Source organism: Enterobacteriaceae endosymbiont of Macroplea appendiculata (genome assembly GCF_012571605.1).
Classification (GTDB): Bacteria; Pseudomonadota; Gammaproteobacteria; order Enterobacterales; family Enterobacteriaceae.
This window is the reverse complement of record NZ_CP046220.1, coordinates 236,598-253,849: the sequence shown is the minus strand read 5'-3', so window position 1 is coordinate 253,849 and position 17,252 is coordinate 236,598. Positions and strand designations below refer to the sequence as shown.

Below are 17,252 nucleotides of genomic sequence, written 5' to 3'. Positions count from 1 at the left end.
TATGAATCTTAAAAAAAAAATAATTTATAATAGAATAATATTAAAAATAAGTGGTGATTTTTTACAAAAAGATAATTATTTAGATGTCAATAATGATTTAATAAATAATTTTATTACAGTAATTAAAAATATTATACCATTAGGTGTACAAATTGGTATTGTAATTGGCGGAGGTAGTATATTTAAAGGTAAAAAACTTGCACAAAATAATAATATTAAAACAGTATTAGGAGATCATATTGGTATATTATCGACTATTATTAACGGATTATTATTATGTTCTCAAATGAATTTACATAATATCAATACTGTCATTATGTCTGCTGTAGCTATAAAAAATATTTGTGATGAATATAATATTATTAAAGCATTAAATTTAATTAAAAATAATCATATTATTATTTTTGTTGGTGGTCTTGGTTGTCCTGCATTTACTACTGATACAGCAGCATGTTTAAGAGGCATAGAATTAGAAGCTGATGCTATTTTTAAAATTACTAAAGTTAATGGAGTGTTTGCACAAGATCCTATTAAATTTCCTCATGCTAAATTTTATAAAAAAATAGATTATAATTTTATTTTATATAGACAATTAAATATTATGGATCATACTTCTATTATTTTATCACGAGATGCGAATATACCTATACACATTCTAAATATTAATAAAATAGGTTTTTTACAGCAAATTATTACTGGATGTAGTATCAAAGGAGAGGTAATAGGCACATTAATTACCAATATATAAAACTTTTGTATATATGGAAAAACACAATTTGGAAAATGTAAATATGTATAATGATATTATAAAAAATAATGAACAAAGTATGCAACAATGTTTTAATAATTTTAAAAATAAAATTAATATAATGTCTATGAATAGAGTCACACCTCAATTATTAGAACATGTTGTAGTTACCTCTGTATATAATAAAACAATACCTATACATCATATAGCCACTATAATAGTACATAATGTTAATACGTTAAAAGTAACACCATTTGATAAAAAAATTATTAAAAATATTGAAAAAGCTATTTTAACTGCTAACTTAGATGTTAGTACTCAAATTATAAATTTAAGTATTTATATTACTATGCCAATTATTACTGAATCACGGAAAATAAAACTTTTACAAAGAATTAAAACAGAAACGGAATTATTTCGTATTTGCATACGTACTATTCGAAGAAAAACAAATAATAAAATCAAATTATATTTAAAAAATAAAGAAATTAGTGAAAATGTAGAAAAAAAACTTCAACATATCATTCAAAAACATACAGTACATTATATAACATGTATATCTAATTATTTAAAACAAAAAGAAAAAGATATATTACAATATTAAATATTATTTATGTTATTTAATTTAATTTTTTAAATAGGATAAATTATATGAAATACCTAACTATATTAGGTTCTACTGGATATTTTGGACGTAATATTTTGTCTGTAATATTAACTAATCCTAATTTATATAAAATTAAAGTTTTAGTAGCAAAACATAATGTTGAATTAATGATTAAACAGTGTATATTATTTAATCCAGATTATGCAATTATGTATAAAAAAAGTCATGCTATAATTTTACATAATAATTTACAAAATATTGGTATTAAAACAAAAATTTTATTTGGTAAACGTAAAATAATAGAAATTACAGCTTTAGATGATGTTGATCAAATTATTATTACTATTAAAAGTATTATCGGACTTTTATATATAAAAGAGGCGATTAAATCTAGTAAAGTAGTTTTATTAACTAGTATAGAATTATTAATAATAATACATAGTCTCTTAATTAAAGATATATATAGATTTAAAGCGAAAATCTTACCTATTAACAATAGTCATAGTGCAATTTATGAGCTCATGCCGAATAATATACAAAATAAAATGGGTATATGTAACTTATATAAAAATGATATTAATAGCATTATCTTAATTGGTTCTGGAGGATTATTTTTATATTTACCTATAGAAAAATTTAAATATATTGATATTAAATCTTGTATAACTACACCTTTTGTAAATCATAAAAATATGATTAATATGTCTACTATGATATCACAAGGTTTTGAATATATTGCTACTAAATATTTATTTAATGCAAAAAAAGAGCAAATAGAAATTATTATTAATCCAGAATCTATTATTGCAGCAATGGTACGTTTAAAAAATAATAGTGTTAATGCTAAATTAAATTATCCTAATATACAAGTTACTATTGCTAGTATGTTGGAATGGCCATATAAAATTAATACTGATAATAAACCAGTAAATTTTTATGATATACAATCCTTAACTTTTTTAAAACCAGATTTAATTAAATATCCATGTTTAAAATTAGCAATAGAAGCTAGTTATGAAGGATTATCGGCATTTATTATATTAAATGCAGTTAATGATATTACTACTGAATTATGTTTAAATAAAAAGATATCATTTATAGATATTGCTCATATAAATAGTATTATTTTAGATAAATTATCTTTTAATAAGCCTAAAAATATTTATGAAGTATTGTGGATAGATAATTATGTACGTCAATATACGCATTATTTTATAAAAAAAAAAAAATATAGTAATATACATAAAATTAACATTAAGTATTAATACTTTAAATTATATGAATATGCAAGCAATAAACATTTTAAATAAAAAAAAATGTCCTCAACATATTGCTATTATTATGGATGGTAATAGGCGTTGGGCACAAAAACAAGGTAAAAAAGGTATTATAGGTCACAAAGCTGGTGTTAATGTAGTAAAAACAATTATTCATTCATGTATAAAATACAAGTTAAAAGTTTTAACATTATATGCTTTTAGTAGTGAAAATTGGAAACGTTCACCTTCAGAAATAATATTTATTATGAAATTATTTAAATATATTTTAAATAACGAAATTAATAATTTTATTAAATATAGAATTAAAATTAATGTTATTGGAGACAAAACAGTATTAGATACTGATTTACAAAAATCTATTATAAGAGCAGAAAAATTAACTAAACATAATCATGTGTTAATAGTAAATTTAGCAATAAATTATGGTGGTAAAAGTGATATTATTTACGGTATTAAAAATATTATTAAACAAGTATATAAAAAAAAAATTACCATACAAGATATTACTGAAAAAACTTTTACAAAATATTTAGCATTACATGATGTACCACCAATAGATTTAGTTATACGTACAGGTGGTAATATACGTATTAGTAATTTTTTTATATGGCAAATTGCTTATGCGGAATTATATTTTACTAATATATTATGGCCTGATTTTAATGAAAAATGTTTTTTACATGCACTGGAAAATTATTGTCAAAGACAACGTCGTTTTGGTGGTAATGTAGCTATATAATATTGATTATATGTATGTATTTATGTAAATTTATTATTTTTAATAGGAGTATACAATTTTGTTAAATATTTTATGGGATATAATCATGTTAATGATTACTTTATGTATATTAATTATCATACATGAATATGGACATTTTTATATAGCTAGATATTTTAATGTATGTATTACATGTTTTTCATTAGGTTTTGGACCAAAAATAACTGAATTTACTGATAAATATGGAACTAAATATATTATAAGATTATTTCTATTAGGTGGTTATATAAAAATATTAGATGATAAATATCATCCCATAACAAATAAAATTAAAAAATATATACAAAAATATAAATTATTATTTTATGATCAATTATCTTTTTTTAAAAAATTTTTAATTATATTAAGTGGGCCTATAGCTAATATAATATTTGCAATAATTATTTATTGGTTTGTATTTTTTATTAGTTTGCATAATAATAAACCAATTATCAAAAATATATATTATAATTCTATTGCAGATCACGCAAAATTACCTATAAATACAGAAATTAAAAAAATTAATAATAAAACTGTTTTAAATTGGGATGATGTAAATATAGAATTACATAATATTTTTTTAAGTCATCAAAAAAATATTGTTTTTCTTCTTAAAAATATTAATCAACCTTTATTGTTTGAGAAAAATATTTCGATTAATTTTAATACATTAAATGTATATCATAATAATTTTATTGCTGCACTAGGTATTATTCCAGAATATATTAACATTATTCCTATCATTACTTCTATTGAAAAACATTCTATAGCTGCACAAATACATTTAAATATTGGTGATCAAATTATTAAAACTAAGGGATCCAAGATAATGAATTGGTATAATCTACAACAATATTTATTTATGCATAATAATCGTAATATTTTTTTATATATAAAAAGAAAAAATCAAATTTTATTAATGAAAGTACGTTTGCCAAAATTAAAAGAAATGTTATTACAGTATAATTATATTGGCATTACTCCTAAAATTATATATTTAAAACAAAATATATATAATACTAATTTTAAATATAAGTTTTTGATATCGTTATCTATGGCATGTAAAAAAATTTTTATATTAATAAGAATAATATGTTTTTCTTTAAAAAATCTTATATTAATACATAATATTAGTCTTGATCATTTTAGTGGTCCAATATATATTGGATATATGATAGGTGTTCTTGCTAAAAAAAGTATCATATCTTATCTATGTTTTTTAGCTTTAATAAGTATTAATATAGCTATAATGAATTTATTGCCCTTACCTATATTAGATGGAGGACAATTATGTTTTTTAATATGTGAAAATATTATAAAACGAAAAATATCATTATATATAAAAATACTGGCATATAATATAAGTATTATATTAATAATTTTTATTATGGGTATATCTGTTATACATGATTATACAAAAATATTACATTACTAAAATACATGTTATTTATACGTTTATATTTGTTATATTTATAAATTTATTTTATATAACACCATTACAGGCACAATTATTAAAACATTGTAATTATAAAACACATAATTTATTAAATAAAATATCTAATATACCACAACAAAAAATAAAAAATACTATTTTATTTATTGGCAATAAAAAAATTAGTAGTTATATTTTATATAACATAATTTATAAATTAAAAATTACTAGATTTAATATAATAGATAAAGAAAAAATATTTTTGTTAAAAAAATATATAAAACATATATATAATATATATGGTATTCCTAATATAGCAATTTTTATTATTAAAGATGATAAGATATATAACAAAATATATATATTTATTAATGAAATAGGAAAAGTTAAAATCCAACGCATTAATATTATAGGTAATTCTGCTTTTACACAACAAATATTATTAAAAAATATTAATCTATATTTTATGAAACTTGGGTATTATTTTGGTCTGTATTCTTACAATCAACAATTAATATCACGTATCATACATGATATAACACATTTTTATATTAAACAAGGTTTCTTAAAATTTCAAATCACTAATATTAAATATAATATTATACCTCATAAACATAGTATTAATTTAGATGTTTTTATAAAAGAAAATCAACTGTATATTTTAAAAAAAGTTTTTATTCATATAAATAGCAAACAACTTATAAAACCAATACATAACATATCTAATTTATATTTAAATCAAACATATCAAACAAAAAAAATATTAATTTTAAAAAAAAAAATAATAAATTATTTAATAATGTGTGGTTTTTTACATCCTACAATTATGATATATAAATCATATAATATTACAGTAAATAATATGGTTCTACATATTTATATAAATACTGGTATGAAATATTATGTACGATATATCAAATTTATACATAATAAAATTATTCCAGAATACTTACTACAAAATAATCTTTTACATAAAGAACATCATATTTTAAATCTAAACTTAATAAAACAAACCAAAAATAAATTAAAACAACTTGAATATATTCAGGATGTATCAGTATTATTTCATAATAATCATGATAAATTAAATTCTGTAGATGTTATTTATAATATTCATAATAATAATACAAATATGTTTAATTTTAATTTTGGTTTAAATAATAATAAATTCATGTTAAATGCATATTTACAAAAAGATAATTTTTTAGGTAAAGCAAATAATCTTTTAGTAATAATTAATAAAAGTGTTAATGAATTTTATTGGAATGTTTTATTGATTAAACCATATATTTTTTATAAAAACATCAGTATGGGTATAAAAATATTTTTTCATCATCCTGAAAAAAATATGAATTTTATAGATATTAAAAAAGGCATATACACTATATTAAAGTTACCTATCTATTCCACACATTTTGCTATAAAAAATTATATAGGATTACTACATCATCAAATACGTCATTTCACTACATCAATACCAATATATGTAACTAATTATTATACTAATAAAAAACAACATATTACTTTTCAGAAAAAAATTTATTCATTAATAGAATATAATATAAAAAATTTTTTAATTTTTAATACTTTAAATCATCAAGAACAACCTACAAAAGGTATTTTGGCAATTTTAAGTTTTAATTTTTCAATTTTGCAAAAAATTTATTATAATAATTATAAATTAATGTTTAAATATAATCAATATATTCCGATATATATCAAAATATTGAATAAATATCATAAAGCATATATTTATCTCATAAATTTTATCATTAGGAGTAAAATAGGGTATATAAATAGTCCTACAAATAATACTTATATTTTCCCTGAAATGATGTGGATGAATCACAATAATATTGTTAGAGGAATTAAACCTAATATAAAATTTCAAAAAAATTCTTATCATTCTATAAATCATTTAAGATATATTAATCCTGTATCATATAATGATAATATTATGTTTCAATTAACAACAGAACTAAAATTTTCTATACCTCCATATATACCAATGTATCAATATTTACAAAATTTTAAACCATTATTATTTTTTGATATAGGTAGTATATGGCACTTTATATATACAAAAAATATTCTCTCTAAATTAGATGTAACATATAAAAAAAATTTTTTTACAGAACTAAGATCATCTATCGGTTTCGTTTTAAAATATAAAACACCACTAGGTGTTATTACTTTTACATGTTCATACCCATTAAAAAAATCTATACATGATCAAATACAATTATTTCAGTTTACTATTGAAAATAATTAATGCAATTTATAATAATTAACATTAAATTTAAATGTTTAATTATAACAATCATTATGAAAAAATATTTATTTATAAAATTTCTTTTAAATGTATAATATGTTGGTATTGTAATATAACTAGTATTATAGAGATAATTCATTGAATAATATTCTTTACATTAATGAAATTTTAAATATTTTACCACATCGTTACCCATTTATTTTAATAGATCGTATCATATATATTGATACTAATAAATTAGTAATACATGTTATAAAAAATATTACTATTAATGAACCATATTTTATAGGGCATTTTCCTAATAAACCAATTTATCCTGGAGTATTAATATTAGAATCTATGTTACAAACTACAGGAATTTTATTATATAAAACTATATCTAATAATGTTATTAAACAAAAAATGTTTTATATTGTTAGTATTAAAAATATACGTTTTAAACAAAAAGTTATTCCTGGAGATCAAATAATTATTAAAAGTTATTTTAAATATAACAAAAAAAATTTTTTTTTTTATGATTCTATAGCTATAGTTAATAATATTATTGTTTGTATTGCAAATAAGATTTGTATACAAATTACAAAATAAAATTGTATAATTATATTTTTCTAAAATTATTATAAAATGACAAAAAAAACTTTTATACATTTAAATATTCATAGTGATTATTCCATACAAGATGGATTATCAAAAATTGAACAATTTATTCAACAAGCTATTAAATTTAATATGCCTGCAATAGCTATAACAGATATTACTAATTTATTTGGTTTAATAAAATTTTATCAATTAGCACATCAATCTGGTATTAAAGCAATTGTAGGTGCAGAATGTAGAATAAAATTTCTCCAACAATGTACTAAAATAACTATTTTAGGCATAAATAATGTTGGTTATCAAAACTTAAAATATTTAATATCTATAGCACATCAATATGGTTATGATAGTTCTTTTGGACCTATAATTAATTATCAATTATTACAAAAATATAATCATGGTTTAATTATTTTATCTGGTGGTATAGAAGGTGATATAGGTATTAATTTACTTGAAAATAATTTTAATAGAGTAACAAAAATTATCTCTTTTTATAAGAAATATTTTTATAATCGTTTTTATTTAGAATTAACACGTACTAATAAAATACATGAAAAGAATTATATTAACATGGCTTTAAATTTAGCTTATGATTATTCTTTACCTGTTATAGCAACTAATACTGTACGTTTTTTAAATAAAAATGATTTTCAAGCTCATAACATACGTGTTGCGATTAATCAAAGTACAACTTTAAGTATATTTTTAAGAAATAATCCTTATAGTCAAGAACAATTTTTTAAAAACTCTCAAGATATGATTACTTTATTTGCTGATATACCAGAAGCTATACAAAATAGTATTGAAATTGCACAAAGATGTAATATTTTTTTAACATTAAATAAATATTTTTTACCTAAATTTTATATTAATAATATTACTCCAGAAAAATATCTTATACAAAAATCTTTTTCTGGTTTGGAAAAAAAAATTATATCTTTATTACATAAAACTTCACAAAAAATTAATAAAAGCATTTATGAAAAAAGATTATCAAAAGAATTAACAGTTATTAATAAAATGGGTTTCGCAAGTTATTTTTTAATTGTTATGGAATTTGTACAATGGGCTAAAAAACATAATATTCCTGTAGGTCCTGCTAGAGGTTCTGGAGCAGGTTCATTAGTAGCATATGTTTTACAGATAACAGATGTAGATCCTATAAAATTTAATTTAATTTTTGAAAGATTTTTGAATCCAGAAAGAATTTCGTTACCGGATTTTGATATTGATTTTTGTATGGAAAAACGTGATTTAGTTATTGATCATGTAAAAAAAATATATGGTTTAAACTCAGTAGCACAAATTATTACTTTTGGTACTATGACTGCTAAAGCAGTCATTAGAGATGTAGGTAGAGTATTAGGTTTTCCTTATGATTTTATTAATCGTATATCTAAATTAATACCTACAGATATAGGTATAACTTTAAAAAAAGCTTTTGTAAACAAAAAATTATTAGATATATATAAATCAGATAATAATGTAAGAGACTTAGTTGATGCTGCTGTAAAATTAGAAGGAACAATAAAAAACATAGGGAAACATGCTGGTGGTGTAGTAATAGCACCTACACAGCTAGTTAAATTCATGCCAATATATTGTGATCATACAGGTAATAATATTTTAACACAATTTGATAAAAATGATATTGAAAATATTGGTTTAGTTAAATTTGATTTTTTAGGATTACGTACATTAACAATATTACATCATACATTAAAAATGATAAAACAAAATTATAATATTAAAATTAGATTACAAAACCTAAAATTAGATGATATAAAAATTTTTAATTTTTTAAAAAAAGCTAATACTGTAGGTATTTTTCAATTAGAATCAAAAGGTATACAAGAACTAATTAAACACTTACAACCAGATAACTTTGAAGATATAGTATCTTTACTAGCTTTATTTCGTCCTGGACCATTACAATCCGGTATGGTTGAAAATTTTATTAATCGTAAACATGGCAAAGAAATAATTTCATATCCTGATAAAGTTTGGCAACATGATAAGTTAAAACCAATATTACAATCAACATATGGCATTATTTTATATCAAGAACAAGTTATGCAAATTGCACAAGTATTATCTGGATATAGTTTAGGACAAGCTGATGTTTTACGTCGTGTAATAAGTAAAAAACAACATCAAGAAATGATAAAACAAAGATCATTGTTTTTACATGGTGCTAAAAAAATGAATACTAACAAAACGTTAGTAATGAAAATTTTTAATTTTTTAGAAAAATTTTCTGCATATGGATTTAATAAATCACATTCTGTAGGTTATGCTTTAATTTCTTATCAAACTCTCTGGTTAAAAATATATTATCCACATGAATTTATGGCTGCTGTTTTAAGTTCTGAATTAGATAATACAAAAAAAATTATGAATTTAATTCAAGAATGTAAAAATATGCATATTAAAATTATACCACCCACTATTAATGATAGCTTATATAAATTTCATGTTCATAATAAAGATATTATATATGGTTTAGGTGCTATTAAAGGTATAGGATCATATCAAGCTTTACAAATTATTAATAATAGAATGAAATATGGTAAATTTAAATCTATGATAGATTTATGTATACGTATGCATTATGATAAAAATAATAAACATATTATTGAAAAATTAATTTTATCTGGTGCATTAGATTGTTTTTCATACCATAGAAGTGTATTAATGTTACATTTAGATAATATTATTAAAATAACAAATATTTATATAAAAGAAAAAAGTACAAAACAAATGAATTTATTATCATTACAGAATCATGTAAATTTAGAAAATAGTTTATTAAATATAAAAAAAATATTTTTATCAAATAAAGAAATTTTTTTAAAAGAAAAAAACATTTTAGGAATGTATTTAACAAATCATCCTCTTATTGATTATTATAAAGAAGTAAAATATTATACTAATAATATTAGTATAAAACAAATGTGTAATACTTATAAAAATAATATAATTAAAATTACAGCATGTGGTATTATTACAAATATACATCATAATATAAATTATAAAAAAGAAAAATGTGTTATTTTTGATATAGATGATAATACAGCGAAAATTGAAGTAAATATGATGTTAAATATATTCTATAAATTTAATTATTTAATCAAAAATAATCACATAGTTATTTTATATGGTACTCTACGTTTAGATAATTATCTAAATGTTTTTAAAATTGATGCTTATAATATTATTAGTTTAATAAATATGAGAAAAAAATTTTTACAAAATATATATATTATTATACATAATAAAGATATTATGTTAGATGACTTATTTATATATATAAAACAGATCCTATCTGTTAAATATCATGATGATTATATTCCTGTATATTTTTACACAACTTTACAACAAAAATTATTTTCAAAAGAAAATTTTTATTTTAATCATCATGACATAACATTATCACAAATACAATATTTATCTCAACTAAAATATTTTGATGTAAAATTTAATTTTAAATAATTTTCATTATAAATACTTTTAAAGAATATATAACTACATAAATAACAATTAAATTATGTTAATTACAAAAAAAATACAATATATTTTATACAAACTACATAATATTTTACTATCGTATAGTGGTGGTTTAGATTCTTCTGTATTATTATATGATTTAGTACAATTACGTAAAAAATATCCTAGTATAACAATTAGAGCAATACATATTAACCATAATTTAAATTATATATCTAAAACATGGATTAATAAATGTTTTCTGACATGTAAAAAATTGCATGTTGATTTTATATATAAAAATATTTTTATATATAAAAAAAGTAACATAGAAGAAGAAGCAAGAATAAAAAGATACAAGATCTTGAATAATTTAATTAAAGCTGATGAATATCTTGTCACTGCACATCATCTTGATGATCAATGTGAAACAATACTGTTGGCTTTAAAAAGAGGTAGCGGACTAAAAGGATTATCAGGTATTGCAGAACAAAATAATATTAAAAAAATGAAAATATTTCGTCCGTTACTATATATTTCGAAAAAAAAAATTTTATGGTATGCTCTACAACATAATATTACTTGGATTGATGATCCAAGTAATATAGATAATAGATATGACCGTAATTTTTTAAGGAATATTATTTTGCCACAAATTAATATAAGATGGCCGTTTTTTAGAAAAACTATTATTAGATCTGCAAAAATATGTCAAGAACAAGAAACATTATTAAATGAATTTTTAAATCCTATTTTAAATAATCTTATCCAAGAAAATAAAAGTATATTTTTTATACCTTTAAAATTTTATAGCGTATATAAACGATATGCTATTTTAAGAAAATGGTTAGAATATAATAAATGTCATATGGTTACATATAAAACATTATCTTTAATATGGAATGAAGTAATATGTGCTCAAAAGTTAACATCTAAAATTATAATACATAAGAAAATAATTTGTAAAAATAATACATATTTATTTTGTTTAAATTATATTCCTACTTTACAAAAAATTATATTGTTTTGGTACGATATTAAGCATGCTTTAATTTTACCATATAAACTAGGTACATTATGTATTGTTAAAAAAGATATTACTAATAGTATAGTAGTACGTTATCCATATGAAAACGAAAATATATATGTTAAATTTTATGATAATCAAAAGATTTATTTTTGCCAAAATAATTTTAAAAAAATAAACATTAATCATATATGGAATAAATTATCTATTCCGATTTATAAAAGAAACCAAATACCATTATTATTTTATAACAATTGTTTAATTGCAGATTTAGAAAATAATTTAATCACTATACATGGGAAAGTAATGCCAAATAACCAATCTCTATACATTACATGGATAAAAATAGAATAATTATTCTTGATTTATAATATATGAAACAATATTTTTTATAGATAAAATTATTTTAGTATTAGTATTTCTAGATTTATATTCTATATTATGATTTTTTAAATGTTTAGCACTAATAATAATTATATGTGGTATACCGATCAGATCCATATCAGTTAACATTTTCCCGAAACTAATTAGTCTATTATCTAATAATATTTCTAATTGATGTTTTAAAAATTTTTTATATAAAGTATAAGCAATATTTTTAATAGCATCATTATTATGCATATTAATAGGAATAATAGCTATTTTAAATGGTGCTAAAGTAGTAGTAGGCCAAATAATACCATGTTTATCATGGTGCTGTTCTATAATAGCAGCCATTATACGAGTAATACCAATTCCATAACAGCCCATATATAGATATTGTTTTAACCCATACATATCATAAATATATAAATTCATTGCTTCAGAATATTTTGTATCTAATTGGAAAATATGTGCTATTTCGATACTTTTTGTAATGATTAATTTATTACCATTAGGAGCTAAATCATGATAAGTAATATATCTAATATCTTGAATATTATTTGGTAATATTAAATCTATATTCCAATTAGCATTAATATAATATTGGTTATTATTAATACCAATAATAAAATTATACATATTAATTACTGAATAATCTGCAATGATAGGAATATTTATATTATAAGGTCCTAAAGAATTAATATTATGTATATGAAAAATATTTTTAATCTCTATTTCTGATAACATTTTACATGATATAAATAATGGATTTTGTTTAATAAATTTATTTATATTAAATTTATAACCATAACGAATTAAAATCATAACAAAAGAGTTTTCTTTATTATTATTTTTAATAATAAAAGTATTAATAATTTTTTTTGTTGATATATTATTATCTTTACATATATCTAATATTTTTTTTGTGCTAGTGATAATTTGTTTTTCTAAGATTTTTTTTGCGTTAATATTTTTTTTTTGTGGTAATAAGTATGTAGCATATTCTATGTTAGCAATATAATCATATTTAGAAGTATGTACTATACAATTTTCTCCATGTTCAGAAAACAAATGAAACTCATGTGAAATAGTACCGCCAATAATATTATTATCAGCTATAACCGTTACATAATCTAATTTCATATAATTAAAAATTTTTTTATAGGTATGCAACATATTATTATATGTTTGTTGTAAACAATTTTTGTTTAAATGAAAAGAATAACTATCTTTCATAATAAATTCTTTTGCGCGTACACTACCTAATCTAGGTCTAATCTCATCTCTAAATTTTGTTTGTATTTGATATAAATGTATTGGTAAATCTTTGTAAGATTTAATTATATTTAACACACAATATGTTATTGCTTCTTCATTAGTTGGGCTTAATATAAAAATATTTTTTTTTCTATCTATAATTTTAAATAATTCCATACCGTAATCAAGGTTACGACCACTTTGTAACCAAATATTGATAGGCTGTAATATAGGTATTGATATCTCTATTGCATTAACTAAATCCATAGATTTTCTTATAATGTTATTTATATTTTTTATAATTTTTAAACCTGTAGGTAACCAATAATAAATTCCAGAAGATAGTTTTTTAATAATTCCTGCTTCCAACATAAGAATATGACTATTTAAATGTTTTATATCTTTTTTTTTAATGGTACAAAATAAATATTTATCAGCTAACAAAATACATTCCTTTTATCCTATATTTATTAAATATAATATAATGAATAAACATATTATATGTAATTAAATTTGTATTAAATTAGAAATCCAATTCATAAATAATAAATATCCATGACTTTTCCATCTATTAACAGGTTTTAATGTAATATTATTGTTTATAAAATAATGATAAGGAATATCGATAGATATATTTTTTTTAATATAATACTTATATTCTTTTGCAAGAGTATAACGATCATATTCTGGATGTCCTGTAACAAATATATATTTATAATCTGTAAATATATACACACCAGATTTTTTAGAATATGATATAATATCAAAATATTTGTATTGTTTTATAAAATTAATAGAAAAATTAGCATATCGTGAATGAGGTACGAAAAAATAATCATCAAAACCTTGTACTAAATAATGCTGTTTATTTGATATTTGGTGTTTAAATACACCTATTATTTTTTTATAATTCGTATTTTTAGGTATATGATATAAAATATATAAAATAGCTTGTACAGACCAACAAATAGATAAAACAGATTTTACATGGTTTAATGACCAATATATCACACGAACAAATTCATCCCAATATCTTACATCTGTAAACTTTATTAGTCCTAATGGTGCTCCAGTAATAATTAAACCATCATAATATTTATTAAATATTTTATTTAGTGTAGTATAAAATTTTTTTATATGTATATTAGTATTTATATTATTTGAGGATATATGATCAATGTTTAATAACGTTAATTTTATAAGAGATGAAGATTGTGATAGTATTTTAATTATTTGATTTTCTGTATCTATTTTATCATACATTAAATTTAATAAAACAATATTAATTATTTTACATGATGAATATTTTTGTAGAATATTATTTTGTATATTAGAAAAAATTAATAAATTTTTCTTTAAAAAATTTTTCATAACTGGTAGATGTTGTGGTACTATGACAGGCATAAATATGATTCCTTATATGTCTTAAATAAATAATATTAAATATTTATATTGTATATGGATCGTTATGCATGGGATACCATTATATATATTATTAATAATTTTTTAATAAAACAACATATCATAATATTGGTTATTTAATAAATTTATTTATTTATAATATGTAAAATGATGTATATCATGCATAGTAATATCTTGAACATTGGTTAGTTCTGTAAAATTATTTAATAGTTCTTTTACAATCCAATTATTCAAAGTATGTTGACTCATTGCACAACCTTGACAACCACCAATAAATTTTACTAAAGCAATTTTTTCTATTGTTACAGTTTTTAATTGTAAAGAACCACCATGTTTTAATAATATAGGATTAATAATATTTATAATATAAGATCTAATTTTTTTTTCTAATTTTTTTATATCAGTATTTTGTTCTATTTTTTTATTCATGATAATGTTAATTATATGGTATATTTTTACTTTAAAAACGGTTATATTTATATTATATAAAATCATTATTTTTTTATAATATATATTGTATGTATAGTAGACATATTATTTTAATAATATATCTTTTTTTATTATAAACATAACTCATGAGAAAATAAAATATGCGTCCAATGTTAAATGTTGCTATACGTATAGCACGTCAAATAGGAGATATAATTTTAACATATTATGAAAAACAAAAACAGTATTTTAATGATGAAGATTATAATTTTATTATAAAAAAAATGATATTTATGATTAGTAGAATGATTATTCGTACTTTACAGAATACATATCATCAATCATTTAGCATTAAGTATAAAAAAGAATTATTAATATTACAATGGCAACAAACTATATGGATTATTAATCCTTTAGATGGTATAGATAATTTTATTAAAAAATTTCCACATTTTTGTACATCTATAGTAATTTTAATAAAAGGAAAGACAGAAATATCTTTAGTATATGATCCACTAAGAAATGATTTATTTACAGCTATTAGAGGACAAAATACTCAATTAAATGGTTATAAATTACGTTGTAATGACAAAATTTATAATTCTACATTATTTATTACTGTAAATACAAATTATTTAATAAACAATCAATATATTAATATCATGAAAATATTTATTGAAAAAACTATTGCGTTACGTATGTGTGGTTCTATTGCTTTAGACTTAGCATACTTATCTGCAAATAAAATTAATTGCTATATATATGATAATATATCACATTTTTATTATTTTTTAGCTGGTGAGCTACTTATAAAAGAATCTGGGGGTTTAATAACTAACTTAATAGGTCATTGTTATGATAAACATTCAAAAAATATTTTAGCGGCACATGCAAATATATTGAAAATATTTTTATCAAAAAACCAAATTACATAATATGTGTAATGATATCTAGATAATTATTTAAAAAACTAAATTTGAAAATTACTATCACTATATGATTATTAAAACAATAGAAAAAAAAATAAAAATTGCATTAAATCCTATATTTCTTAATATTAAAAATAATAGCAATGATCATAATATAATTACACATTTACAAATTACTATTGTATGTGAACATTTTACAACACAAAATTTAATACAAAGACATCGTTTAATTTATAAAATACTAACTAAAAACATCATGCAGCAAATACATGCTATATCATTAAATACATATTCAGTCATAGAATGGAATAATATTATTCACGATAAGAATGTTGAATGTCTGTAATATTATTAATAAAATCAACATTTAAATATATAATATTATTATATTTAATAATATCAGTTTATTAATAATATCATTATTAATCATAATTTTTTATTAAAAATGATGACTATTATTGAATAAATAATATTAATACACATGATTTAGATAAAACTATTGTATATATTATAAAATATGAATAATATTTTCATTTTATATATTAAACATTTATCTAATCATTTTATTGATAAGCATTTATTATATAAATATTAAAACATGTATTTTATGTAAATATTATATATATGTTAAAATTTAATTAAGTTA

Annotated in this window: 14 protein-coding genes; 11 read left to right on the top strand and 3 right to left on the bottom strand. The window is 19.6% G+C overall.

Annotation, left to right across the window (positions count from 1 at the left end):
- The first annotated feature begins 1 nt into the window (after nt 1).
- The 9 genes from pyrH (at nt 2) to tilS (ending at nt 12,560) form a co-directional block, all read left to right on the top strand.
- Nucleotides 2-748, top strand: a complete 747-nt coding sequence (pyrH, locus tag GJT86_RS01155) for a UMP kinase (RefSeq protein ID WP_168920466.1) — start codon at nt 2-4, stop codon at nt 746-748.
- Nucleotides 749-761: 13 nt separating this feature from the next.
- Nucleotides 762-1,352, top strand: a complete 591-nt coding sequence (locus tag GJT86_RS01150) for a ribosome-recycling factor (protein ID WP_211080484.1) — start codon at nt 762-764, stop codon at nt 1,350-1,352.
- 47 nt (nt 1,353-1,399) lie between these two features.
- Nucleotides 1,400-2,620, top strand: coding sequence for a 1-deoxy-D-xylulose-5-phosphate reductoisomerase (locus tag GJT86_RS01145; RefSeq protein WP_168920464.1), 1,221 nt, complete (start codon nt 1,400-1,402; stop codon nt 2,618-2,620).
- Nucleotides 2,621-2,633: 13 nt separating this feature from the next.
- Nucleotides 2,634-3,374 (top strand): polyprenyl diphosphate synthase, encoded by a 741-nt coding sequence (uppS, locus tag GJT86_RS01140; RefSeq protein ID WP_211080483.1) that lies wholly within the window; start codon nt 2,634-2,636, stop codon nt 3,372-3,374.
- A gap of 85 nt (nt 3,375-3,459) precedes the next feature.
- Entirely contained in the window at nt 3,460-4,827 is a 1,368-nt protein-coding gene (gene rseP / locus GJT86_RS01135; protein WP_168920463.1) for an RIP metalloprotease RseP, read from the top strand.
- Entirely contained in the window at nt 4,799-7,096 is a 2,298-nt protein-coding gene (locus GJT86_RS01130; RefSeq protein ID WP_168920462.1) for a BamA/TamA family outer membrane protein, read from the top strand. The genes rseP and GJT86_RS01130 overlap by 29 nt, the downstream gene beginning before the upstream one ends.
- A gap of 138 nt (nt 7,097-7,234) precedes the next feature.
- The gene (gene fabZ, locus GJT86_RS01125; protein ID WP_168920461.1) at nt 7,235-7,684 is read left to right on the top strand and encodes a 3-hydroxyacyl-ACP dehydratase FabZ; all 450 of its coding nucleotides are present in this window, start codon (nt 7,235-7,237) and stop codon (nt 7,682-7,684) included.
- Nucleotides 7,685-7,720: 36 nt separating this feature from the next.
- Nucleotides 7,721-11,185: a DNA polymerase III subunit alpha gene (gene dnaE, locus GJT86_RS01120; protein WP_168920460.1), complete on the top strand. Its 3,465-nt coding sequence runs from the start codon at nt 7,721-7,723 to the stop codon at nt 11,183-11,185.
- Between the two features lie 55 nt (nt 11,186-11,240).
- Nucleotides 11,241-12,560, top strand: coding sequence for a tRNA lysidine(34) synthetase TilS (gene tilS / locus GJT86_RS01115; protein ID WP_168920459.1), 1,320 nt, complete (start codon nt 11,241-11,243; stop codon nt 12,558-12,560).
- Here tilS and GJT86_RS01110 read toward each other — a convergent pair whose 3' ends face one another.
- From GJT86_RS01110 to GJT86_RS01100, 3 genes are all read right to left on the bottom strand, one after another.
- Nucleotides 12,561-14,270, bottom strand: a complete 1,710-nt coding sequence (locus tag GJT86_RS01110; RefSeq protein WP_168920458.1) for a proline--tRNA ligase — start codon at nt 14,268-14,270, stop codon at nt 12,561-12,563.
- Nucleotides 14,271-14,333: 63 nt separating this feature from the next.
- Nucleotides 14,334-15,230, bottom strand: coding sequence for a homoserine O-succinyltransferase (locus tag GJT86_RS01105; RefSeq protein ID WP_168920457.1), 897 nt, complete (start codon nt 15,228-15,230; stop codon nt 14,334-14,336).
- A gap of 147 nt (nt 15,231-15,377) precedes the next feature.
- A complete protein-coding gene (locus tag GJT86_RS01100) occupies nt 15,378-15,677 on the bottom strand; it encodes a NifU family protein (RefSeq protein ID WP_168920456.1) in 300 nt (99 codons plus the stop codon).
- Between the two features lie 161 nt (nt 15,678-15,838).
- Between GJT86_RS01100 and GJT86_RS01095 the strand changes: the two genes are divergently transcribed.
- Both GJT86_RS01095 and GJT86_RS01090 read left to right on the top strand, forming a co-directional pair.
- On the top strand, nt 15,839-16,612 hold the full coding sequence (locus tag GJT86_RS01095; RefSeq protein WP_168920455.1) for an inositol monophosphatase family protein: 774 nt from the start codon (nt 15,839-15,841) through the stop codon (nt 16,610-16,612).
- 61 nt (nt 16,613-16,673) lie between these two features.
- On the top strand, nt 16,674-16,952 hold the full coding sequence (locus tag GJT86_RS01090; protein WP_168920454.1) for a BolA family protein: 279 nt from the start codon (nt 16,674-16,676) through the stop codon (nt 16,950-16,952).
- Nucleotides 16,953-17,252 lie beyond the last annotated feature (300 nt).